The organism is Enterobacter cloacae complex sp. IR53041 (genome assembly GCF_049238285.1).
In the GTDB taxonomy this organism is placed as follows: Bacteria; Pseudomonadota; Gammaproteobacteria; order Enterobacterales; family Enterobacteriaceae; genus Enterobacter; species Enterobacter roggenkampii.
In genome coordinates this window covers 1-23,114 of sequence record NZ_JBMKHB010000012.1, presented here as the reverse complement: position 1 = coordinate 23,114, position 23,114 = coordinate 1, and the positions used below count along the sequence as shown (strand labels likewise).

Genomic DNA, 23,114 nt, shown 5'->3' with positions numbered 1-23,114 from the left:
ACGGTAGCAGGAAATCTGTCCGGATGACAGCGCCCGCGCGCGCTTCAGTCTTTCTTCATTTTCGGCTCATAAGAACCTTAGGGTCACGCTTCAAAATGGGCGTTCCGGCGTTTAACCGCCTGCATCGTCATCATTTGCATCCATAAGGACTTCCTTAATGAGAAATATTGAACTGCGTCATACGTTCCCTCATTTACTTTCGGACCGCTGCCTGAAAACCCTCGTGCCGGGCGTCGTTCTGGCGTTACTGGCTACGCCTGTACTGGCGGAAGAACAGCGTCAGGGTAACGTCTTAACCCTGGGGGGCGGCGTGGATGTGGGGCCGCGCTACTCGGGTTCAGAGAAAACCCGCGCCTCAGCGGCTCAGGTAGTGGATTATTCCATGGCAAATGGCTTCTTTATCGGCACCACGCGAGGGATCGGTTATGGTAACAATGTTGGCAACCTGGATTACAGCGCAGCGCTGAGCTATCGAACGGGCCGTAAAGATAAAGACGTGAGCAGCGATTCCATCAGCTCCGGCAGCGACGAGCTGCGGGGGATGGGTGCGATTAAAGGCTCGGCTATCGTGGTACCTGGGCTGGGGTACAAGGTGACCGACTGGCTGAATCTGCAGCTGCAGGCTGAGGTTCCGGTGTCTGAGAGAGACAACGGAGAGGCAGTGCATTTCGGCTTGAGCAGCCCGCTCTATACCTCACCAACAAATGCGGTGACGCTGGCGCTGACCGGCAGTTGGGGATCCGACAAGTATATGCAGACGTATTACGGGGTCAACGCCGCCCAGTCGGCCGCATCGGGCTTTGCCCGACATGACGCCGGGGCCGGGATTTATGCCTGGTCGATGAACCTTGACTGGACCCACAAGCTCACCTCGCGCTGGAGCGTGCTTGCCTCAGCGGGCGTGACGCAGCTGACGGGGGATGCGAGCGATAGCCCGATTGTGCATCGTAAAACGTCGCCGACGGGGAGTTTGAAGGTAACGTACAGTTTTTGAGCATGTGATAACGACGTTTATAAGCCGCTCCGGTTAAGATGGCGGGGCGGTACTGCTGGGTGACGGGAAGAGTGATGGACTCTCTCGATCTCATGGTGTGTAACAACCTGCTATCTATGCCAAAATGATTCAACATTAGCGATTAACGAGACTTACTGATAATGACCATTGTATTTATTCCATCACTTGCTTTCATCATGGCATCCGGCACGGCCAACCCCGGTTAAGCCGCAGTATCTGAACTACGTTTAACATCAGTCAGAATAATAAAAGAGTTAACGTTTTATTAGATTCGCAACAGTGTCGGCCTCCGTCCGGAGCATTTGAAAACCAGAACCTCACTAAGAAATGTGCCAACATGACGCGAGTAATATCTCTGTCCGGAGAATAATGTGTTCGGAAAACTGTTGTTAAACTACATGCCCGGTTTACAAAATTTGTTGGCCTACGATAAAAGCTGGCTAAAACATGATGTTAAAGCGGGGTTATCCGTTGCGGCCGTAGCGCTACCTGTTGCGATTGCTTACGCTGAGCTGGCGGGGGTGGGGGCAATTGTAGGGCTCTATTCCTGCGTTTTACCGATGATAGCTTACGCACTGTTTGGCTCTTCACGCCAGCTTATTGTGGGCCCAGATGCCACAACCTGCGCGGTGATTGCGGCCGTCGTATTTCCGCTTTCTGCAGGAAACCCCGAACTGCACTGGCAGCTGACGATCATCATGACATTGATGATGGGCGGGTGGTGTTTGCTTGCCAGTAAATTTCGCCTGGGCGCGCTCGCCGATCTGCTTTCTCATCCCATTCTTACCGGTTTACTTAATGGCGTAGCCGTGACGATTATCGTCGGGCAATTAGGCAAGGTGTTGGGGATTAAGCTTGATGAAGCGCAGGTTATTGAAAAAATAATCGCCTTGCCAGGTCGACTTTCAGATAGCCATTTATTAACCGTAGGTATATCCCTTTTTACGTTAATTATTTTAATGGTGATCAAAACGTATCGCAGCCAGTGGCCAGCACCTTTAATCGCCATTGTAATAACAACGGCACTGGTATGGGTGACCTCTGCGCAACAGTACGGTATTGCCACGATAGGGGGAGATGGCTTCCAGCCTGGTTTACCGGTCGTTCACTGGGGGGCGTTCCAGCCGGGGCCGATGCGTGATTTGGTGATCCCGGCGCTGAACCTGGCGTTGGTCAGTTTTGTCAGTCTGATGCTGACCGCCCGCAGTTTTGCCGCAAAAAATGGCTACGAAATTAATGCGGATGCAGAGTTCCGTGCGCTGGGTATTGCGAACATTATGTCGGGATTATCTCAGGGGTTTGCTATCAGTGGCGCCGATTCCCGGACCGCGGTGAATGATTCAGTTGGTGGGAAAAGTCAGCTGGTTTCCGTGGTCGCCGCCTTGGTCATCGGTATTATCGTAGTATTTTTCACTCAGCCATTACAATTCATTCCGGTATCTGCGTTAGGGATTGTTCTAATGTATGCATCGTGGTCATTGATTGATTTACGTGGGCTATGGAACCTGAGGCGCAGAAATAAACAGGCCTTTCGCCTGGCCTTCTTCACGTTTGGCTGTGTGTTAATTATCGGCGTTATCCAGGGGATCGGCCTTGCAGTGTTGCTTGGCCTGTTGCAGTTCCTTCGTACGGTATTTCGCCCCTCTGAGCACCTGCTGGGCACTGACGAAGAGGGAATGATTCACTCGTTAGGGAATACCACCGATATAAAAATGGTCCCGGGCGTGCTGATGTATCGATTTAACTCACCGTTGACCTATTTTAATGTGGCTTATTTTAAACGTCGGGTATTGAACCTGGTTGATGGTGCAGCCATACAACCTAAATGGGTGGTCATTGATGCCGTTGCCTGCTTCACCTATTCAGACATCAGTGTCCTGGCAACCATTAATGAGTTAAAGCGCGATCTGAAAGGTCGACAGATTAAATTAATTCTTGCGGGCAGGAAAACGGAGTTAACACGCTGGTTTAAAGACAGTCGGCCAACAATGAATGATGATGACATGATTCTGGCGCCAGACCTCTACCTGGCACTTCGGTTCATTCAGAGCAAAGAGAGTGCGAGTGAGGGGGAATCAGTCGGTGATACATAACCAAATAGTGGTGAAAGGCTCGTAACGCATGCTACTGGCAGGCAGGGAACACTCACAATTTCTACCACCGAGGCTCAGCTACTGTTGGCCTGGACAGTGAGATGTTCCTTGCCCGTCTTACCTTCTTCTGCCATCTATCTCAGTAAAACCTGAATCAGCTGAACAAAGATATACACTGCCGCCGCCACTCGTATTGCCTGCCAGCCCCATCTGAGATAGCGCCATTCATAGCGTTCTCTGGCATTAGCCTCTGCTATAGCGGAGTCATAACGCTTTTTTTTCTTTTTCCTGACTCCGTCTATTACCCACAGGATGAGAATAAAGATAATGATGGTTTTCTGAAGTATGGGATTATCCACTAAAAATGACTCCGGCTTGCTCGCTGAAAAAGCAGAATAGAGGAACAGTCGTCACGTATCCACCACTAAAATAGTTAGGGTCGTGCCTACAAATAAATAAACTCATAACTCACAATGTAACTTCCAATATTATTCACACGGGCTGTCACCCACACCCCAGTCATTCCCTGCTTACGGTGGCTGTGCAGATATTCTTTGTTTGTACAAAGCTGAATCCATCTGTTGGTGTTCTGATCTTTTAACCAGAGACCCGCTTCACAATGGCCATGCTTACCTCTCGAAGGCCCCGGAAAGACAACCTCATATTCAGATTCATAGCCAATTATTTTGTCCGGGAAGAGATAGACATAAATATCATAACCATTTAAGCTCAATACAAACCCAAGGCAAAAACCGCATAAGAAAGTATTGGCAAAGTATTTTAAAGTTTGGTTAAAGGCGTGCACAAAAAAAGCACGTATAACCAAAAGCGCGCCAATCACGACTCCAGCAGAAATATACGTGGTCAATTCAGGAACCGATTCTTGCAAAATGGTATAATTGGAGATGCGTGTTGTCCATGACATATACCAGATCCATGCACCTAAAATGGTAAATGTTATGGCTGTTATAAGTAGCCTTTTAAACTTATTTTCGGAAGGGTGTTTTCCAGTCATTTTTTTATTTTGTATGTATCAACAGATAGCATCATTTTTTTAGGAAAGGCCATTATATATCATTAATCTTAACATGACTCATGTTTCGATATGAATTTTTAAACGCCATCTTCTGACTGCAGCTTGCCCGCTACCCGCGAGCAAGCCACACCCCTTAGCGATACAGCGTCTTTTCAGCAACCGGAATAAGGAGCCCGGATCGCCAGTCCGCGAGCGTCAGCTGCGCAAGCTTACCCAGCGCGGTATAAAACGGATGCCTGGCGTTGTCGACAAACACGGACAGGAAGCGGGTGCTCCACGGCAGCAGGTGCCACGCCAGAAGTTGAGCACACTCCGCCTCGCGGCCGTTCTCGGCCAGCCATGCCGTCAGCAGCAGCAAAGTCCCGAAGTGGTCTTCCGGTTCATTCTGCTGCATTTCAAATGCGATAGCGTTCTCACGCATCCACTGGCGCAGCGCGAGGGTCGAGTCGCCGAACAGCACGGATTCGCGGTCCAGCCAGACGGAGCCCCACGGTGGCGCGGGCAGGGCGTAAGGGCCAATAAACAGTCGTTGCCAGGCGTCCCTCAGCGGCTCATCGGCAGACGCGGCAAAGGTGTCAGCGACTGGCTGCAGCGTTCCTGGCGGCAGGGGCCAGTCCTGAACCCATTCGCCTGCGGTGAGGGCCTGCACCAGCGGCGCGGCCTGCTCGCTGTCTGGTGCGAAATAAAACAGCGCACCCAGCACCCGGGCGCTGAACGCGAACGATTCACGATGTGAGACATCTTTCATTACATCTTCCTTGCTCGCGCGGAGGGTGTCCGCGCGACTGAGTTAACCGATAATACAAACCATAGAATAAACCACGGTCACGCCATTCACCCGTTACACCTTCTCGATCTGTACCAGATTGGTGTGCTGCGGGTTGCCTTTGGCCAGCGGTGACGGGCGGTGCGTGGTCAGGGTGTTGATGCATGAGCCGTGGTCGACACGATCGCCACTCATATTGGCGTCGTGCCAGGCCCCCTGGCCCATAGCGCTGACGCCGGGCATGATGCGCGGCGTCACTTTCGCTTCAATTCGTACCTCGCCGCGGTCGTTAAAGACCCGCACCGTATCGCCGTTCTTAATGCCGCGTTTTTCGGCATCGACAGGATTAAGCCAGACCTCCTGGCGGCAGGCGGCTTTCAGCACGTCCACGTTACCGTAGCTCGAGTGGGTACGGGCCTTAAAGTGGAAGCCAAACAGCTGCAGCGGGAACCGCGCGCGCTCGGGCGCGTCCCAGCCGTCGAAGGTTGACGCGTAGACGGGCAGCGGGCTGATGGTCTCATCTTTTTCCAGCTCCCAGGTGGCCGCAATCTTCGCCAGCTTGCTGGAGTAAATTTCAATCTTACCCGATGGGGTTTTCAGCGGATTGGCTTCCGGGTTTTCACGGAATTTTTTATAGGCCACAAAATGGCCGTTCGGATCTTTGCGCTTGTAAATGCCCATTTTTTTCAGCTCGTCATAGGACGGCAGTTGAGGGTCTTTTTCGAGCATTTTGGCATACAGATACTGCAGCCACTGTTCCTGCGTCCGTCCTTCGGTAAATTTCTGATGGATATCCGGCCCGAGGCGTTTCGCCACTTCGCTCATGATCCAGTAGATGGGCTTGCGTTCAAACTTCGGCGCGGTCACGGGCTGAAGGAATATCAGGTAGCCCATGTTGCCCGCATAATCGTTTGGAATGATGTCTTCCTGCTCGACGGTCATCAGGTCCGGCAACACGATATCGGCATACTTCGCTGACGACGTCATGAAGTTATCAATGACCACAATCATTTCGCACTTGCTTTCATCCTGCAGGATATCGTGGGTTTTATTGATATCGGAATGCTGGTTGATGAGGGTGTTGCCCGCGTAGTTCCAGATGGACTCCACTGTCAGACGGATGGATGGACTTGAAGTAGTTGACTCAACGCTACTTAAGGTCCTGATATGACTGACATTAACCATGATAATACTGTATGTGCATCCAGTTCTTTCTCTGGGTCTCCCTATCTGTATCAGCAAGTCTACACCTCAAGTCCTGACACAAGGCTGACACAAATCAAGGACCTTGCAGTCCCGCACTTGCTCGCAAGGCTCGCTACGCCACAGATAGTCCGTAGAGCTAACGGTCGATATACTATCCGCTTCAGACTCAAGGGACAGACCACACCGTTTCTTTCAGTATCGACCCGCAGCACAGACAGGAGAGTAGCCACAATGCGTCAGAGAGAGCTTGCAGCCACCGCTAAGGCCTTCATGTTGGATAGGCCTGAAGTCTCACTACAGGAGCTTACAGAGCATCTCCGGTCTATGGCTGAGCAGTTCCTGACAGACGCTAGTGACGATTACTGGAATGGACTTGAGGTCGCTACTCTGGTCGACGAGAAGTCCAACCTGAAGGAGCTAGCCGCTACGCAAGCATTGAGTCTGGACCAGCAGAAGGGCATAAGGTTAGCGCTTGAAGTCCTGACCGCAGCACAGCAGAGGGTAGACACTGGTGATACCTCTGGTCTGATTAAGCTGATTGATGATAATAACCTTACTGATGACTCAACTATAGGCGACTCTACGTCAATTCTGAGGATCGAGCAGGGGGTCAGCCCACAAGTATTCACGAGAGAGCGCCAACCATCTGTAGTTTTTTCAAGCCTAGTGTCCTCGCTGCTAGCTGAGAAGGTCCAGACCCTGAAGACATCCAGCTACAAGGACCTGTCGTCCTCACTCAATACTGTCTCCCGGTTCCTGCCTGAAGACATGGACCTGATGTCCCGCTCTGGGTGGCTGGCTGTCAGGGACTCTATGCTGGCTGCTGAGGTGAGACCGTCGACGATTAACAAGCTGCTGACCAAGGCGAAGATGTGTCTTGATTATGGTCTTATGAATGGGCATCTGGAGGGCCGTAACCCTATCGAACGGATGAAGCTGACCAAGGATGTTGACTCCAAGCGCAGAGCGTTCACTGACGAGGAGTTGGAGAGACTTCTGGTCCGTGTTGAGTCTGAGTATCAGTTCACACGACATACGGCTCACACGACCTCAGAGGCCCGTAGATGGGCGTCTCTGGTGTCTGTGGTCACTGGCGCTCGGTCTGCTGAGGTCTGCCACCTGACTAAACGTGACATCGTAACCTTGGACAATGGACTGGTCTGTATCGACATCAATGAAGATGGGGACGGCAAGTCAGTGAAGAACAAGCATTCAGTCCGACTTGTGCCGTTGACCGATGGTGTGCATGGATTCGACTTAGCGTCCTTCCTCTCATGGGTAGACACGCAGCCTGACGAGGGTCCTCTCTTCGGGATGACTCCGAGCGCCTACTCAAACTGGTTTAACTCAAGGGTCCTGACTGAAGCTCTGGGAGACGCTACGGATGTCTCTCTCCACAGTCTGAGGCACTGGCTAGCGACCAGAATGAAAGAGCGTGGAGTCAATCTGGTGGATGCTCAAGGCATCTTAGGTCACAGCTCGCAGTCCATCACATACGATTTGTATGGTCGGGGACACGCAGTGAAGAGACTGGCTGATGCGCTTAAAGTGGCGCTTCTTTAAGTAGGAAGACACAAGGTGGAGACCATGATTGTTCCTGATGGTTGAACCTTGTGTTACTGAAGTCAGGACTGAAGTTATGGAGGGTGATAATAATCATAATCCCTCCTGACTATAGGCCCACTGGTCCGCCTTCGGCTGTCCCACTTTAAGTCTGTCTATGTGTCTTTATTTAAACTGGTTCCCTAACTCAGGTCCTCCAAATTTTCATTGCTTTTCAGCGACTTAAATATCCCCTCACCTTAGGGAGTTTAGGGTTCAGACCCTTAACTATCACCTTAGGAGAGACGGCCCGTCCTCCACCCCAATCAAAACCTTAAGAGGAGGACCATACATGGCCATTACAATTCAGTGCTACACCGAGTCTGACAATGCGGCCTTCTTCGGTGACGATTCCGACCACCAGCAACAGCTACCAGCACCGACATATGACGAACCCAAGGCCCGCACAGGTAAGCCTCCTGTGGTCATCGACAATCGGGCTGTCCGTGCGTGGCTGATTGAGACTGGATGTCTCTCTTATTCTCAGCTTGTTGAGGCGTACCCATGGGCTGACGATGTGTTCACAGGACTCTCGCGGGCTACCAGTGGCGCTGTTGGTGCTGGACTCCCGGTATCTAAGGCGTACCTGTTCTCTGCCTTATATGGCACCAACGACATCTTCTCCCGCAACACTGCCAAGTCATACACCGCCATCACGGGTCGTTCACCGTCTCCTCGCTACCTGCGCCACGTTAATAGCGTGCTTCAGGCTACGGCTGTGAGTCTGGCTAAGGTTCTGAAGGACCGAGAGGATTACACGTGGCTGGACTACAACGATCAGTGCCTGTCCTGAGAGCCGCGCCAGCTCTGGGTTGGAATACACCCTCACTATAGGGACACCCCCCTAAACTATCACTATAGGGAGACCAACCTTGCCTCTGAGTCTGATGCGTCAGAACATGCGAGCATCTGGTCAACCGACATTAAGTATCTCTCCTAAGTAGTCAAGGTCTGTGACCGCCTCTGTCAGACCTCCTGTATGACCTCCAGCTCGTTAGCGTTCTTCAGTCATCTCATTGGCTTAAGTTTATCACCGCTCACCATCTGGAGTCCTTACAGCTCGTCTTGACATGCGGTCGCACCTTTATATGGCTGGAAGAGACCTCCTCTGTCAGACGCTATCTAACCAACCCAGAAAACGGGTTTGTTAAAAAGAGTAACATGGGTCTCCACCTTCATGAGGACCACTCCGGTAAAATTGCGGAGTGAACGGGTGGCTCTATCACAGGTCGCGAAAATGGAAACCTGCTTAACGTCCCCAAAACTGAGCAGTGCTCAAAGCTGAGGAATAGGCAGAAAATCCGCCTTATCCGAACGGAAAACTTTTCCGACCGAACCAATCACCGCAATGGTCATCGCAGACCACATCACAATTACCTCAAGTCATTCTGTTTGCGTCCTGTTGCCTGCTGGTCTCCCTTTACGTGGGGGCTTGAGTAGGTCAGTAGGGTGCGACTTCAGGGTGCAAACAAAAGGAGTACACGTAAATGTCTCAACAAGAAATCAGCATCATTAACCTCGACCAGCTTGTGTCCATGACCTCAGTTGAAATTGCGGAGCTGACAGGAAAAGAACATAAACACGTTTTACGAGATATTCGTAATATGGTCGAAGAGCTTAACGGGTCCAAAACTGAGCAGCGAGATTCTGGCAGCTCAACTTTGAGCAGCGAGCTTAACGGGTCCAAATTTGGGCGCGTTGGCGAGGAAGTATACAAGGACGCGAAAGGTGAGAGCCGAACAATGTATCGTCTCGACCGTAAGCATACTTTTATTCTGGTCGCTGGCTATTCCGTTCACCTCCGCGCCAAGTGTTACGACCATATTCAGACGTTAGAGCGTCGAGTCCTTCAACTGGAAGAGCAGAAGACCCGAGCCGCCGCTCAGTCCGCTAACCGTCGAGGCGTGACTTGGGGTGACTACTGCAAAACCTATGGTCTACCCGCTCAGAAGCTAATGACCGCACTTCTTCAGCATCGTGGTCTCTTTCGTAAGAACCCAATCAGCAACGAGTGGTCTGTAAATCCGAAGTATTCCGACTGCTTTCGTATCATTAAGCCGTCAGACCAGAAGTTCTCAGCAGGTGGTTATAACTTCCGGTTCAATGCTAAGGGGCTGGAGGTCTTCGGTAAGCCTGCGACAGTCGATAGGCTGAGAGGCATCCTTATTGCCTTCACTGGCACCGACCAGCAGAAGCAAGAGCACCTCCTGAAGCAGGCCCAATCCGGCAAGCTGGAGGGACTCTAAGATGATTGACCCTCGCACACCTATCGGCAAAGCGACCCTCCGTTACCGTGGTCTTCCTACACGTCATCTGCTGTCTCTGCTGAGACTTGGTGTCGAAGACCCCGAGCGCCCTTACTACAGTCGAGACGAGCTGATATCCATGCTGGTGGACCGTGATTTGAATAATCAGTTACGCCGAGCCTTTGCGAAACTGGAGTCTTGACCGCTCCGGAAATCTCCGGACCGTAAACCTTAATTTAAACCTTTTGAGATGACCGATGCGGGGAGACCCGTAGGCGCTACTGCGTCTGCGATACCGATAGTCTCAACTCTCAAGAGGAGAATTACCTATGATGTTCAACAACAACAACTGGAAGCTGTCAGTCACCGACATCAACCTTTATGAAAACACTGTGAGTCTGGACGGTCAGCCCTATCCGCTGTCATTCGCTATTAAGACCCTGATTCCGGGCTATCTGTCAGGACTGCCGTCCACCAGCCGCGAGGCAATGGAAATGCTGGAAGCGCTGGCTGAAGCTGGCGTGACCATCGGCAACTTCTTCAGTAATGAACTGATGACAGCCTACCAGCGTCGCCAGCTTAACAAACGAGCTGAGGCCGAGCGTATCGCCAAAGAGCAGAGACTTCAGGCAGACCGTATGCGTGAAGAGAACATGACAGACGCAGAGTGGCAGAAAGAGCTACAGCGCCGCGAACAGGTCAAAGCTGAGCGTCGTGCTTATGGAGAGAACCTCCGCAACGCTACCCATTCTGCTGGTCGTTCCCGTGCTGCTGTCATCGCTGATATTGATTCCGGTAGCAACTGGATGGACTCCATCTAAGAACACACACACCCATTCTGTCCCTGACCTGTGGCTGGGGACATCAAGATTTCATTAAGGAGAGAGATTATGAACATGATTAAAGACGCGTATCAGTTTGGTATTGAGCCAGTACGCATCACCGACACTGACAACATTCAGATTAATGAAGGTCTGCCGACTAACGCTGACCCGCAGGTCTATGCCTTTGAGCTGGCTAAGCTGGTTAAGACCATGCTGAATGGTGTTCTTAAGTCCGCTCAGGAGAACATCCCGTTCCCTGTAGAAGTCCTGCCTGCCCGCAATAGCCTGCCTACCCCAATCATTGCTCACACTCTGGCTGACCGCTCTGTGGTCGTTCCTGTCCGTGGTGGTAAGCGACCTGAAGTCGTGACCGTTCCGTCTGGTCAGGAGATTGTCGTCGAGCCTATCGAACAAGCTATCCTCATCTCGGAGCAGACTAAACTGTGGGACGCGAAGGCATCCACCGGTTTCACTCAGGGCACACTCCAGCAGGACGCTATGAACATCTGTGAGAATGTGGTCCGTACCATCAACGCTCGCATGGTTGACGTTCTGGAGTCCTCCAAGCTGCTGAAGACCGTAGAGCTGCCAGTCCTGACTGGTAGCCTGACCGCTAAGGCAGACACTATCATGGACGCTCTGTACGAGAGCACCGAGTCATCCTTTGGCGCTGAAGTGTCTGATTACGGCATCATCGCCCATGAGTCCCAACTGAAAGCACTGTCACGTCTGGCTGCTAAACAGGGCTTCTCTGGTGAAGACGCTATCGTTGATATGCTGGGTACCGACATCGCGTATTACAACGGTGAAGACAAAGGCGTGTTCATGCTGGCTAAGCGCTTCACGGCCCTGAGCTTCGGCTGCTTCCGTCACGACGGTGAAAATATTACGGTCGTCCTATCTCGTGATGGTGACACCCAGTCTCACTCTCTGGAAATCCTCGGTAAGGTCTTCGTTGTCGCTGAAGCTGCTACGACAGTTAAGCTGGACACTGGCGCTGCAACCGCAGTCCTGCCTGTAGTCAAACGCCTGAAGTTCACCAAGACCGAAGCGTAACAGCAATGGGTAAGAGCATTAGTAAAGGCCTCCGGTCCATCGCTAAGGGCTTCTCCGCTGGTGGTGGTACATCCGTATCACCTCCGGTCCCTGCGCCTGCTGTGGAGCTTCCTGTAGAGCCTGATGCGGCACCAGTGGTGGAGACACAGAACGACACCCCGGTTAAGACTCCTAGCATGGGTAAGGCTGGACTGAATGTTGGCAGGACTTCAGGTGGTGGATTATCAATGTGATTAATTAACTATGGTCTGGGCCTTCGGTCTGGACTTTATTTTGTACTAGCTATCTAGTGCAGTGGTACAATAGACACAGGAGGACGCATGGACCTGCATAAAGTCTATCTTGTCGTCTTCCTGCTGAAGCTGGTGCTGGTGGTCGTGCTTACAGTTCGGGTTCGGCTGTGAGCTGGCGAGCAGCTAACGATGAGTTTTGGACCAAAAGTTAGAGACCTCATTCAATACAATTAAGACACCAATGTTCCCCGGTGCCACCCTGAGTCCTGACAAAGAGGCCACCGGGGGTCCTGACCAGCCGTCTAGACATCCCGTCTAATGACACAAGTCTGGCACAAAGAATGACACAAGGTCTTGACTCAATGCAGGACCTCAGGCCTACTAAGGTCTCTCGTGACTCTAACGAGTAACCGCTTCAAGTCCTTGTAGTTCCAGATGAACTTAATCGGCACGTCCAGCTTATCCTTGCCGCGCACGCCGTCGCGCAGGGCGGTCATCTCCGGCCCACGGGCGATGGCGTCCGTCCAGCTGAAGCAGGAAATTTGCGTTTTGACCGGGTTATCCGGCAGCGGCATACGTTCGATGGTGATGGTGTATGTGGACTCACGCGCGCCGCTGTTCCCGCCGTTGATCCCGACGTTTCCGGTGAGGATCGGTAGCATCGCGATAGCGCGGGAGGTCAGCTCGCCGTTCGCCTGACGCTGAGGTCCCCAGCCCTGGCAGATATAAGCCGGTTTAGCGGAGCCGATTTCCCGGGCAAGCTTAACGATGCGATCGGCGGGAATACCGGTGATGCGGGAGGCCCACTCCGGCGTTTTCGCCGTGTGGTCATCGCCCTGGCCGAGAATATACGCTTTGTAGTGACCGTTAGCGGGTGCGCCTTCCGGCAGCGTTTTTTCGTCATAGCCGACGCAGTATTTGTCGAGGAACGGCTGGTCGACCAGGTTTTCGTCGATTAATACCCAGGCAATACCCGCCACCAGCGCGGCATCGGTTCCCGGACGGATCGGGATCCATTCATCTTCGCGACCGGCTGCCGTGTCGGTGTAGCGCGGGTCGATAACAATCATGCGCGCGTTGGACCGCTCGCGAGCCTGTTCCAGATAGTACGTAATCCCGCCGCCGCTCATGCGCGTTTCCGCCGGGTTATTGCCGAACATCACTACCAGTTTGGTGTTTTCGATGTCCGAGGTACTGTTGCCGTCGTTGCTGCCGTAGGTGTAGGGCATCGCGCAGGCAATTTGCGCCGTGCTGTAGGTGCCGTAGTGGCTCAGGAAGCCGCCGTAGCAGTTCATCAGGCGCGCCACCAGAGAAGCGTAAGGGGAGGAGCGGGTGATATTGCCCCCTACAATCCCGGAAGAGTAGTTGATATACACCGCTTCGTTGCCGTAGTTGGCCACCACGTCTTTCAGGCTGGCGGCGATCGTGTCGAGCGCTTCATCCCACGTGATGCGCTCGAACTTGCCTTCGCCGCGTTTGCCCACGCGCTTCATCGGGTAGTTCAGACGGTCAGGGTGATTGATGCGGCGACGAATAGAACGTCCGCGCAGGCAGGCGCGCACCTGGTGATCGCCATACACATCCTCGCCGGTGTTATCCGTTTCGACCCAGTACACTTCGTTGTCGCGGACGTGCAGACGCAGCGCACAGCGGCTGCCGCAGTTGACCGAGCAGGCGCCCCACACCACGGTATCTTCAGGAGGCTGGACGGCGTGCTTCACCGCAGCGGCAGCGCTTTTAAGGCCAAAGGGAAGCGAGATCCCACCAGCGGCAAGCGCCAGAGAACCTATCGCCGTAGATTTCACGAGAGTTCGACGGCTAATTCCGCCGTCGTAATGTTCAGCATCGGACATGGCTCACCCCATCATTATTATTGCGTATTATTTCTCCCGAAATGATATCCGGGCTAATGATGGGGTGAGTGTTACTTATTTGGGGGTATTAGATCTTAATCCTTATCAAATCAAAGGGAATTGACGCTCAATTACTGAGGTTCAGCTGCCGCACCGCTGCCTGTGCGGGTGTACAGAATTTTAAAGGTGTCGTTAGCGCAGTGGCCTACAACCTGCGTGCCCGGCTGATCGGCCTGGTCGTTCGGCACAATGTTCAGCGTAAAACCTGACTCAGGCACGCCGTTGTTGACGATCTTCTGCTGAATGTCGCTTTTCACGCGCTCGCAGGAATCCGGTGCCGCAAGCGCGGCCGTTGAGGCACTCATTAACAGCAGGGCGGTAATCCAGGGTAACCGTTTCATCTGTAGCTCCTTTTCTCTGTGTAGAGATTAATTTTAGCAGGCTTCGTGTAAACATCTGTATTTGCTAATATGATTGGGAATAATCTCCCTGTACGGAAATGAATGTGAAGAAATATGCAGCGATAACGCTCCTGGCAGCAACACTGGTGGGGTGCGACAACAGCTCCGCGCCGCTGTCGTTTACGCCCGAGATGGCGAGTTTTTCAAACGAATTTGATTTTGATCCGCTGCGCGGCCCGGTCAAAGACTTTACCCAGACGCTGTTCAACGAGAAGGGCGAAGTGTCCAAACGGGTCACCGGCACCGTCTCGACGGAAGGGTGTTTCGATACGCTGGAGCTACACGACCTGGAGGCCAACACCAGCGTGGCGCTGGTGTTGGATGCCAATTACTATCTTGATGCGGAAACCCAGCAGCGCAAAGTGAAGCTGCAGGGCAAATGCCAGCTGGCCGAACTGCCGTCAGCCGGGGTAACGTGGGATACCGACGACAACGGATTTGTGGTGGCGGCGCACGGTAAAGAGATGGAAGTGAAGTACCGCTACGATGCGGATGGCTATCCGCTGGGCAAAACCACCGTATCAGGGGATCAGCATCTGTCCGTCCAGTCGACGCCGTCGAAAGACCTGCGCAAAAGAATGGATTACTCGGCAGTCAGCATGTTGAATGACAAGCCGCTGGGCAACGTGACGCAGAGCTGCGACTACGATCGCCACAATAACCCGGTGAGCTGCGATCTGACCATCACGGACGACAGCGTCAAACCCGCCGTTGAGCACAAGTACACCATCAAGAACACGATTGAATATTACTGAGCGTAAAGTGCATTTTGTGCGTTTCGCCCGGCGGCGCTACGCTTGCACGGGCCTACAATGAAGCACCCTGTAGGCCGGGTAAGCACAGCGCCACCCGGCAAGAAAGGCAGCTCAATGGTTTATGACACGGTTTGTCATCAATCTTACTGCGCGGTAGGTTTCAGCAGGCTGGCGCCTGACGGTTTATGTCCGGCCAGGTGCTGATGCTGGAAAATGCACATGCGGATGGTGTTGCGGTATTCACCGTTGATAAAGAACTCGTGAATCAGCTCGCCTTCCATCATAAAGCCCAGCTTGCGATAGATATGGATCGCTTTTTCGTTCTCTTTGTCCACAATCAGGTAAAGCTTGTAGAGATTCAGAACGTTGAATCCGTAATCCATTGCCAGCCTGGCCGCGCGTGACGCAAGGCCTTTTCCCTGATGCTCAGGGGAGATGATGATCTGGAACTCCGCCCGACGGTGAACGTGGTTGATCTCAACCAGCTCCACCAGCCCGGCTTTTTCACCTTCACACTCCACCACAAAACGACGTTCACTCTGATCGTGAATGTGCTTATCGTAGAGATCGGACAGCTCGACAAAGGCCTCATAAGGCTCTTCGAACCAGTAGCGCATCACGCTGGCATTGTTGTCGAGCTGGTGGACAAAGCGCAGGTCTTCACGCTCCAGCGGACGGAGTTTAACGTCGCAGGGCGCCGACATTATGGGGCTACCGTGCGGCCAGTGCGGCGATCCAGGCATCGCAGGGTGTTAGGCTCCCAGTAGGCATTGACGTTTGCACTTTGCTGACACTTATCGCGCGCGTCAAAAGCGACATCTTCTTTGTCCCACTCTTTTTCGGCACGTTTGTTGACCTTCTGGCGAAGGCTACGGGTGTCATTCCATTGTTCTTTGTCCATCGCGGCGTTCTGGCGGCTTTGCGCGCTGTCACCAGACTCAATAATGAGCTTGCTGGTTTCCGCTGTCGCAGAGGCGGCAAAGGCGAACGATGACAGCGCCAGCAGGGCTGTCAGACAAAGGCGTTTGCTTAATGTGGTCATAGCGTTTCCTTTTAAATGGGTGCAGATAATCAAGTTACCCCGTACAGATTCTACACTAAAGCGAAATGACGGCATACCCGCGGAGCAAGTATGGAAAAGTAAAGGGCATCATCAGGTATGATGGTTAAATAAATCCTCACCTGACGTGAAATATGCTTAAAACGACGCTGCTTTTTTTTGCGACTGCGCTGTGTGAAATCATCGGTTGCTTCCTGCCCTGGCTCTGGCTCAAAAAGGGTGGATCCGTATTGCTGCTCATTCCGGCAAGCGTTGCGCTGGCCCTGTTTGTCTGGCTGTTAACGCTGCATCCGGCGGCCAGCGGGCGCGTTTATGCGGCTTACGGCGGCGTCTATGTCTGCACGGCGCTGCTGTGGCTGCGCGTGGTGGACGGCGTCAAACTCAGCGTCTATGACTGGGCCGGCGCGCTGATTGCCCTGTGCGGTATGCTGATTATTGTGGCGGGATGGGGCCGCGCATGAGCCCCCGGTTTTGTGATCGTTAGCTTATTTTACGATCATTATACTTGTATGGTAGTAGTGTAGTTGCGTAAATTTCCGGCATCACAACGAACGATGTAAGGAAAGGAATTATGAAGATTGTCGCGGCTGACGTGTTTGTTACCTGCCCGGGGAGGAACTTTGTCACCCTTAAAATCACCACCGATGAGGGGATTGTCGGTCTCGGTGACGCCACGCTAAACGGACGCGAGCTCTCCGTGGCCTCATACCTGAAGGATCACCTTTGCCCCCAGCTCATTGGCCGCGATGCGCACCGCATCGAAGACATCTGGCAGTTCTTCTACAAAGGTGCTTACTGGCGTCGCGGTCCGGTTAACATGTCGGCCATCTCTGCCGTGGATATGGCGCTGTGGGATATCAAAGCCAAAGCGGCCAACATGCCGCTCTACCAGCTGCTGGGCGGCGCCTCCCGGGAAGGGGTGATGGTCTACTGTCACACCACCGGCCACACCATTGACGACGTGCTGGAAGATTACGCCCGTCACAAAGAGATGGGCTTTAAGGCGATCCGCGTGCAGTGCGGCGTGCCGGGCATGAAAACCACCTACGGCATGGCCAAAGGGAAGGGGCTGGCCTACGAGCCTGCGACCAAAGGCGACTGGCCGGAAGAGCAGCTCTGGTCCACCGAAAAATACCTCGACTTCACGCCGAAGCTGTTCGACGCGGTGCGCAGTAAATTCGGCTTCAATGAGCACCTCCTGCACGACATGCACCACCGCCTGACGCCCATCGAAGCGGCGCGCTTCGGCAAGAGTATCGAAGCGTTCCGCATGTTCTGGATGGAGGATCCCACCCCTGCGGAAAACCAGGCCTGCTTCCGCCTGATCCGCCAGCACACCGTTACGCCCATTGCGGTAGGCGAAGTGTTTAACAGCATCTGGGACTGCAAGCAGCTCATCGAAGAGCAGCTGATCGACTATATCCGCACCACCATTACCCACGCGGGCGGCATCACCGGGATGCGCCGCATCGCGGACTTCGCGTCGCTCTATCAGGTGCGCACCGGCTCGCACGGTCCGTCGGATCTGTCGCCCGTGTGCCATGCCGCGGCGCTGCATTTCGACCTGTGGGTGCCGAACTTCGGCGTGCAGGAATATATGGGCTACTCCGAACAGATGCTGGAGGTCTTCCCGCACAGCTGGCGCTTTGATAACGGCTATATGCATCCGGGCGACAAGCCGGGGCTGGGCATCGAATTTGATGAGAAGCTGGCGGCGAAATACCCGTACGATCCGGCCTATCTGCCGGTGGCCCGTCTTGAAGACGGCACGCTGTGGAACTGGTAAGCGAGGAGCAAACGATGAAAAGCGTAGTGATTCAACAGCCGAACGAACTGGTAATTGAAGAGCGTCAACTCCCGGTACCTGGCGCAGGTGACGTCCGCGTCAGTATCAAGCTGGCCGGGATATGCGGGTCGGATAGCCACATCTACCGCGGCCATAACCCGTTTGCGAAGTATCCGCGCGTCATCGGCCATGAGTTTTTTGGCGTGATTGACGCCGTGGGCGAGGGCGTTGACAGCGCGCGCCTGGGCCAGCGCGTTTCGGTCGATCCGGTAATCAGCTGCGGGCACTGCTACCCGTGCTCCGTGGGAAAACCGAACGTCTGCACCTCGCTGGTGGTGCTGGGCGTTCACCGTGACGGCGGCTTTAGCGAATATGCGGTCGTGCCCGCACAAAACGCCTGGCCCATTCCGGATGACATTCCTGATAAGCACGCCGTCATGGTTGAGCCCTTCACCATCGCCGCCAACGTAACGGGGCAGGCGAAACCGACTGAACAGGACGTCGCGCTGATATATGGCGCCGGGCCGATGGGGCTGGTTACGGTTCAGGCCCTGAAAGGCGTCTATCAGGTGAAGCAGGTTATCGTGGTTGATCGCATAGACGAGCGTCTGGCGATGGCCCGGCGCAGCGGCGCGGATTGGGTCTTTAATAACGGCGAGCAGTCGCTGCAGGCCGCGCTGGAGGAAAAAGGCATCAAACCGACGTTAATCATTGATGCCGCCTGCCATCCCTCCATTTTGCAGGAAGCGATAACCCTGGCCTCACCGGCGGCGCGCATCGTGCTGATGGGGTTCTCCAGCGAGCCGAGCCAGATTGTTCAGCAGGGCATCACCGGCAAAGAGCTGGCGATCTTCTCCTCGCGCCTGAACGCCAACAAATTCCCGGTCGTTATCGACTGGCTGAAGAGGGGGCTGATCGACCCGGAAAAACTGATCACCCATACCTTTGACTATCACCACGTTAAAGACGCTATTGAACTGTTTGAGAAAGACCAGCGGCAGTGCTGCAAAGTTTTGCTCACGTTTGGCCAATAATCATTTACGCGGTTAAGCGCCTGCGCAGACAGGCGCTATGTGGTACGCATCTTACCTTTCAGAGATAGCCATTATGACGCAAGTACAACCTCAAAGAACCACATCCGATCTGGTAAAAGCCGCCGTTTCCGGCTGGCTGGGCACCGCCCTGGAATTTATGGACTTCCAGCTTTACTCGCTGGGCGCCGCTCTGGTCTTCCATGAGATCTTCTTCCCGGAACAGTCTGCCGCGATGGCGCTGATCCTCGCGATGGGCACCTACGGCGCAGGCTATATTGCGCGCATCGTCGGCGCCTTTATCTTCGGCAGAATGGGCGACAGCATTGGTCGTAAGAAGGTGCTGTTCATTACTATCACCATGATGGGGATCTGCACCACGCTGATTGGCGTCCTGCCGACCTACGCGCAGATCGGGATTTTTGCCCCCGTGCTGCTGGTGATGCTGCGCATTATTCAGGGCCTCGGTGCCGGGGCCGAGATCTCCGGGGCCGGGACCATGCTGGCGGAGTACGCGCCGAAAGGTAAACGCGGCATCATCTCCTCGCTGGTGGCGATGGGGACTAACTGCGGGACGCTGAGCGCAACGGCGATCTGGGCCATCATGTTCTTTGCCCTCGATCGTGAACAGCTGCTCGCCAGGGGCTGGCGCGTGCCGTTCCTCGCCAGCGTCGTGGTGATGATCTTCGCCATCTGGCTGCGTATGAACCTCAAGGAGAGCCCGGTCTTTGAGAAAGTGAACGATGTGCAAGCTGCGCAGCCGGACACCTCACTGGGTTCCATGGTGAAAAGCAAATCCTTCTGGCTGGCGACCGGCCTGCGTTTCGGCCAGGCGGGCAACTCGGGGCTCATCCAGACCTTCCTCGCGGGTTATCTGGTCCAGACGCTGCTGTTCGATAAGGCCATCCCGACCGATGCGCTGATGATCAGCTCCATTCTCGGGTTTATCTCCATTCCGCTGCTGGGCTGGCTTTCCGATAAAGTGGGGCGCCGTCTGCCGTACATTATCCTCAATATCTCCGCCATTATTCTGGCCTATCCGATGCTGTCGATCATCGTCGATAAGAGCTATGCGCCGGGGACGATCATGCTCTGCATCATCGTTATCCATAACTTCGCCGTGCTGGGGCTGTTTGCGCTGGAAAATATCACCATGGCGGAGATGTTTGGCTCGCGAAATCGCTTTACCCGTATGGCGATCTCCAAAGAGGCGGGCGGTCTCGTAGCGGTGGGCTTTGGTCCGGTACTGGCAGGGATTTTCTGCAATATGACCGGCTCCTGGTGGCCGATTGTCGCCATGCTGGTGGCCTATTCCGTGATTGGACTGATCTCGGCGATCCTGATGCCGGAAGTGCGCGACCGTGATTTAAGCGCGGTGCAAGACGCAGCCGAGTCTGCGCCGAGAGAGACGGTCGGTTACGGTGCCGTCTCCTCGCGACGCTGATGGTTTATAACTTGCGTTACCTGTCACACAACTTTGATTTTGTGTCACACCACATGAAGAAAAGTTAATATAAATCAAAAACTCAAACGGCAGTATCAGTATGGTTGATGGCAGTTCACTTTTTTTACTCCAGCTACCATTCTAGTTGGTGTAGTCAGCAGGCGCTGCCGCTTCAGCATGGGCGGCAGCGATCCACAGCTTTCTAATTAACGAGTCTTAATCATGGAAAATACCTTATTACAGGTCAACGCGACGCTGCCACAGTACGATCGCGACAGCCTTAAAGCACGCATCGTTCATTTAGGGTTTGGCGCATTTCACCGTGCGCATCAGGCAGTGTACGCCGACATCCTCGCCGCGGAACACGGTAGCGACTGGGGATACTGTGAGGTTAACCTGATTGGCGGCGAACAGCAGATTGCCGATCTGAACGCGCAGGATAATCTCTATACCGTGGCGGAAATGTCTGCCGATGCGTGGACCTCCCGCGTGGTTGGCGTGGTAAAAAAGGCGCTGCATGCGCAGGTTGACGGGCTCGAGACCGTGCTGGCCGCGATGTGCGAACCGCAGGTGGCGATTGTCTCGCTGACCATCACCGAGAAAGGGTACTGCCATTCCCCGGCGACCGGGCAACTGATGCTCGATCACCCTTTTATCGTCGCAGACCTGCAAAACCCGCACCAGCCGAAATCTGCGCCGGGTGTGATCGTGGAAGCGCTGGCGCGGCGTAAGGCGGCGGGTCTGCCTGCGTTTAGCGTGATGTCCTGCGATAACATGCCGGAGAACGGTCATGTGATGCGGAATGTCACCTGCGCGTACGCCCGTGCGGTAGACGGTGAACTGGCGGACTGGATCGAATCCCACGTTACTTTCCCGTCAACGATGGTGGATCGCATCGTGCCTGCGGTCACCCCAGACACGCTGGATAAAATTGAACAGCTTACCGGCGTGCGCGATCCGGCGGCGGTGGCCTGTGAACCGTTCCGTCAGTGGGTGATCGAAGATAACTTTGTGGCCGGCCGTCCAGCGTGGGAAAAAGCCGGAGCCGAGCTGGTGTCAGATGTTATCCCGTTTGAAGAGATGAAGCTGCGCATGCTTAACGGCAGCCACTCATTCCTGGCGTACCTGGGCTATCTGGCGGGCTATCAGCATATTAACGACTGTATGGAAGATGAAAACTACCGCGTCTCCGCGCACGCGCTGATGCTTAACGAGCAGGCGCCTACGCTGAAGGTCAAAGGCGTCGATTTAGGACGCTATGCCGATCTCCTGATTGCCCGCTACAGCAACCCGGCCCTGCGCCATCGGACCTGGCAGATTGCAATGGACGGCAGCCAGAAGCTTCCGCAGCGCATGCTGGATTCCGTGCGCTGGCACCTGGTGTATCAGAAGCCTTTCCCGCTGCTGGCGCTGGGCGTGGCAGGGTGGATGCGCTATGTCGGCGGCGTGGACGAGCAGGGTAACGCGATTGACGTGAGCGATCCGCAGCTGGCAGTGATTCAGGCGGCGGTGAAGAGCAGTGCGGAAGGGGAAAGCCGGGTCAGGGCGCTGCTTGGCATTGAAGCCATCTTTGGCAAGGAGCTACCGCGTGAAGCCGTCTTTGTTGATGCGGTGATGAAGGCATACCAGACGCTGCTGCAAAAGGGCGCGAAAGCGACCGTGGCGCAGTACGTGTCTCAACGGTAATTCAGCACATGCCGCCGTTCGCGGCGGCATGTCTGCGCACCGTTTAGTGCATACCCAGGCGAATCAGCTCAATCGGTTCGAACTTACCTTCGCATCCTTCCACTTCAACCGTTTTGCTGCGGCGCACCTGCGCGGCATCCAGCCCGTCGCTGTGGATCGCTTTAATCACGCCAGTTTTGCCTGTGCCGCTAATCATGACGCGGCTGCCGGTGGTGATTGCATTGCGGTTACGGTCGTATGTCATCATGGTATTTTCTCCTCTCTAACCTGTTCGTTACGGCGTTATTTCAGGGTTGCCGTTCACGGGGCATATAAATACGCCTGTCTGCATCAGATGTTTTTGTTTTTGATCAAACTCACACTTTTTTCTTTATTGCGTCGGGTGCTGACGGTTCACGACAGCAATTGACAAAGCAGACCGTTATTTTCATTAACTGATAGTTTCATCAGGGAAGCGTTGAGGGTTGGTTTATTTTCCCGGTGCCATTCTGGGTACAGGAAATAACCCTTTCATCGGAATAAGGAGCCAGGCTTATGTATAAGAAGATTTTGATGCCTGTTGATGTATTTGAAATGGATTTGAGTGACAAAGCGGTTCGCCACGCGGCTAACCTCGCGAAGGCCGAGGGCGCGTCGATTACCCTGGTCAATATTCTGCCGACCAGCAGCCGATCCCTGCTGCGCGGTTTTAACGCCGATATTAAAAAGTTCGAAGAATATATGACTGAGGAATCCGGGAAGAAAATGAACGCGTTAAAAAGGCTGTTCGACATCTCGCCGGAGAAAATTGACAGCCTGGTTCGCTTTGGCAACGTCCGCGATGAAATTATCAGGCTGAGCAAAGAGGGGGAATATGACGCGATCGTCGGTAATGACTCCAACTTACTGATAGTGTTTTATGTTCAGATAATGCCCGATGACTTTGTCATGCAGCTCCACCGATTTTGAGAACGACAGTGAC

21 protein-coding genes and 3 pseudogenes are annotated in these 23,114 nt (G+C 53.9%); 14 read left to right on the top strand and 10 right to left on the bottom strand.

Going from position 1 to position 23,114, the window contains the following annotated elements; translation table 11 throughout:
* Nucleotides 1-157 precede the first annotated feature (157 nt).
* Together ACOTXF_RS10650 and ACOTXF_RS10645 are read left to right on the top strand one after the other, a co-directional pair.
* Nucleotides 158-994, top strand: coding sequence for a MipA/OmpV family protein (locus tag ACOTXF_RS10650; protein ID WP_045414962.1), 837 nt, complete (start codon nucleotides 158-160; stop codon nucleotides 992-994).
* A 392-nt stretch (nucleotides 995-1,386) separates the two neighbouring features.
* On the top strand, nucleotides 1,387-3,108 hold the full coding sequence (locus tag ACOTXF_RS10645) for a SulP family inorganic anion transporter (RefSeq protein WP_232926777.1): 1,722 nt from the start codon (nucleotides 1,387-1,389) through the stop codon (nucleotides 3,106-3,108).
* 134 nt (nucleotides 3,109-3,242) lie between these two features.
* Here the strand turns inward: ACOTXF_RS10645 and ACOTXF_RS10640 are convergent, their stop codons facing one another.
* From ACOTXF_RS10640 to ACOTXF_RS10625, 4 genes and pseudogenes are all read right to left on the bottom strand, one after another.
* The gene (locus ACOTXF_RS10640) at nucleotides 3,243-3,467 is read right to left on the bottom strand and encodes a hypothetical protein (RefSeq protein WP_032651684.1); all 225 of its coding nucleotides are present in this window, start codon (nucleotides 3,465-3,467) and stop codon (nucleotides 3,243-3,245) included.
* Between the two features lie 86 nt (nucleotides 3,468-3,553).
* Entirely contained in the window at nucleotides 3,554-4,123 is a 570-nt protein-coding gene (locus tag ACOTXF_RS10635) for a hypothetical protein (RefSeq protein ID WP_045414955.1), read from the bottom strand.
* A 154-nt stretch (nucleotides 4,124-4,277) separates the two neighbouring features.
* Nucleotides 4,278-4,892: a Tat proofreading chaperone DmsD gene (gene dmsD / locus ACOTXF_RS10630; RefSeq protein WP_045414953.1), complete on the bottom strand. Its 615-nt coding sequence runs from the start codon at nucleotides 4,890-4,892 to the stop codon at nucleotides 4,278-4,280.
* Nucleotides 4,893-4,985: 93 nt separating this feature from the next.
* A pseudogene (locus ACOTXF_RS10625) lies at nucleotides 4,986-6,020 on the bottom strand (molybdopterin dinucleotide binding domain-containing protein); the annotation flags it as partial.
* Between the two features lie 327 nt (nucleotides 6,021-6,347).
* Between ACOTXF_RS10625 and ACOTXF_RS10620 the strand changes: the two are divergent.
* The 5 genes from ACOTXF_RS10620 to ACOTXF_RS10600 all read left to right on the top strand — a co-directional run bounded on the left by ACOTXF_RS10620 (nucleotide 6,348) and on the right by ACOTXF_RS10600 (nucleotide 11,844).
* Entirely contained in the window at nucleotides 6,348-7,679 is a 1,332-nt protein-coding gene (locus tag ACOTXF_RS10620) for a site-specific integrase (protein WP_241031169.1), read from the top strand.
* 331 nt (nucleotides 7,680-8,010) lie between these two features.
* Entirely contained in the window at nucleotides 8,011-8,511 is a 501-nt protein-coding gene (locus tag ACOTXF_RS10615; protein ID WP_096221633.1) for a hypothetical protein, read from the top strand.
* A gap of 694 nt (nucleotides 8,512-9,205) precedes the next feature.
* The gene (locus ACOTXF_RS10610; protein WP_045295918.1) at nucleotides 9,206-9,964 is read left to right on the top strand and encodes a Rha family transcriptional regulator; all 759 of its coding nucleotides are present in this window, start codon (nucleotides 9,206-9,208) and stop codon (nucleotides 9,962-9,964) included.
* Between the two features lie 329 nt (nucleotides 9,965-10,293).
* A complete protein-coding gene (locus tag ACOTXF_RS10605) occupies nucleotides 10,294-10,785 on the top strand; it encodes a hypothetical protein (RefSeq protein WP_016239248.1) in 492 nt (163 codons plus the stop codon).
* Between the two features lie 69 nt (nucleotides 10,786-10,854).
* Nucleotides 10,855-11,844 carry a hypothetical protein gene (locus ACOTXF_RS10600; protein WP_219379873.1) on the top strand — a complete coding sequence of 330 codons (990 nt, stop codon included), beginning with the start codon at nucleotides 10,855-10,857 and terminating at the stop codon, nucleotides 11,842-11,844.
* 658 nt (nucleotides 11,845-12,502) lie between these two features.
* Here the strand turns inward: ACOTXF_RS10600 and ACOTXF_RS10595 are convergent.
* Together ACOTXF_RS10595 and ACOTXF_RS10590 are read right to left on the bottom strand one after the other, a co-directional pair.
* Nucleotides 12,503-13,930, bottom strand: a pseudogene (locus tag ACOTXF_RS10595) (molybdopterin-dependent oxidoreductase); the annotation flags it as partial.
* A gap of 131 nt (nucleotides 13,931-14,061) precedes the next feature.
* Nucleotides 14,062-14,331 carry a DUF1161 domain-containing protein gene (locus tag ACOTXF_RS10590; protein ID WP_021241220.1) on the bottom strand — a complete coding sequence of 90 codons (270 nt, stop codon included), beginning with the start codon at nucleotides 14,329-14,331 and terminating at the stop codon, nucleotides 14,062-14,064.
* A 98-nt stretch (nucleotides 14,332-14,429) separates the two neighbouring features.
* Here ACOTXF_RS10590 and ACOTXF_RS10585 point away from each other — a divergent pair, with 98 nt between their 5' ends.
* Entirely contained in the window at nucleotides 14,430-15,146 is a 717-nt protein-coding gene (locus ACOTXF_RS10585) for a YnfC family lipoprotein (RefSeq protein WP_008502416.1), read from the top strand.
* A 143-nt stretch (nucleotides 15,147-15,289) separates the two neighbouring features.
* Here ACOTXF_RS10585 and speG read toward each other — a convergent pair whose 3' ends face one another.
* Nucleotides 15,290-15,850, bottom strand: coding sequence for a spermidine N1-acetyltransferase (gene speG, locus ACOTXF_RS10580; RefSeq protein WP_025911414.1), 561 nt, complete (start codon nucleotides 15,848-15,850; stop codon nucleotides 15,290-15,292).
* Nucleotides 15,850-16,188 (bottom strand): DUF1283 family protein, encoded by a 339-nt coding sequence (locus tag ACOTXF_RS10575; protein WP_008502414.1) that lies wholly within the window; start codon nucleotides 16,186-16,188, stop codon nucleotides 15,850-15,852. The genes speG and ACOTXF_RS10575 overlap by 1 nt, the downstream gene beginning before the upstream one ends.
* A 152-nt stretch (nucleotides 16,189-16,340) precedes the next feature.
* Between ACOTXF_RS10575 and ACOTXF_RS10570 the strand changes: the two genes are divergently transcribed.
* The 5 genes from ACOTXF_RS10570 to ACOTXF_RS10550 all read left to right on the top strand — a co-directional run bounded on the left by ACOTXF_RS10570 (nucleotide 16,341) and on the right by ACOTXF_RS10550 (nucleotide 22,153).
* Nucleotides 16,341-16,667: a YnfA family protein gene (locus ACOTXF_RS10570; RefSeq protein ID WP_008502413.1), complete on the top strand. Its 327-nt coding sequence runs from the start codon at nucleotides 16,341-16,343 to the stop codon at nucleotides 16,665-16,667.
* 110 nt (nucleotides 16,668-16,777) lie between these two features.
* Nucleotides 16,778-17,992, top strand: coding sequence for a D-mannonate dehydratase ManD (gene manD / locus ACOTXF_RS10565; RefSeq protein WP_316937136.1), 1,215 nt, complete (start codon nucleotides 16,778-16,780; stop codon nucleotides 17,990-17,992).
* 14 nt (nucleotides 17,993-18,006) lie between these two features.
* Entirely contained in the window at nucleotides 18,007-19,026 is a 1,020-nt protein-coding gene (locus ACOTXF_RS10560; protein ID WP_025911408.1) for a Zn-dependent oxidoreductase, read from the top strand.
* A gap of 73 nt (nucleotides 19,027-19,099) precedes the next feature.
* The gene (locus ACOTXF_RS10555) at nucleotides 19,100-20,467 is read left to right on the top strand and encodes an MFS transporter (protein ID WP_249577559.1); all 1,368 of its coding nucleotides are present in this window, start codon (nucleotides 19,100-19,102) and stop codon (nucleotides 20,465-20,467) included.
* Between the two features lie 222 nt (nucleotides 20,468-20,689).
* Complete coding sequence (locus ACOTXF_RS10550) at nucleotides 20,690-22,153, top strand: mannitol dehydrogenase family protein (protein WP_232926779.1); 1,464 nt, start codon at nucleotides 20,690-20,692, stop codon at nucleotides 22,151-22,153.
* A 43-nt stretch (nucleotides 22,154-22,196) separates the two neighbouring features.
* On the opposite strand, the gene ydfZ is transcribed toward ACOTXF_RS10550, so the two are convergent.
* Nucleotides 22,197-22,400, bottom strand: coding sequence for a putative selenium delivery protein YdfZ (gene ydfZ, locus ACOTXF_RS10545; RefSeq protein ID WP_014883679.1), 204 nt, complete (start codon nucleotides 22,398-22,400; stop codon nucleotides 22,197-22,199).
* A gap of 287 nt (nucleotides 22,401-22,687) precedes the next feature.
* Here ydfZ and ACOTXF_RS10540 point away from each other — a divergent pair.
* Nucleotides 22,688-23,020 (top strand): annotated as a pseudogene (locus tag ACOTXF_RS10540) (universal stress protein); the annotation flags it as partial.
* Nucleotides 23,021-23,035: 15 nt separating this feature from the next.
* Here the strand turns inward: ACOTXF_RS10540 and ACOTXF_RS10535 are convergent.
* Nucleotides 23,036-23,114 (bottom strand): IS1 family transposase (locus ACOTXF_RS10535; RefSeq protein ID WP_001401901.1); only part of this gene is annotated, 79 nt, incomplete at its 5' end.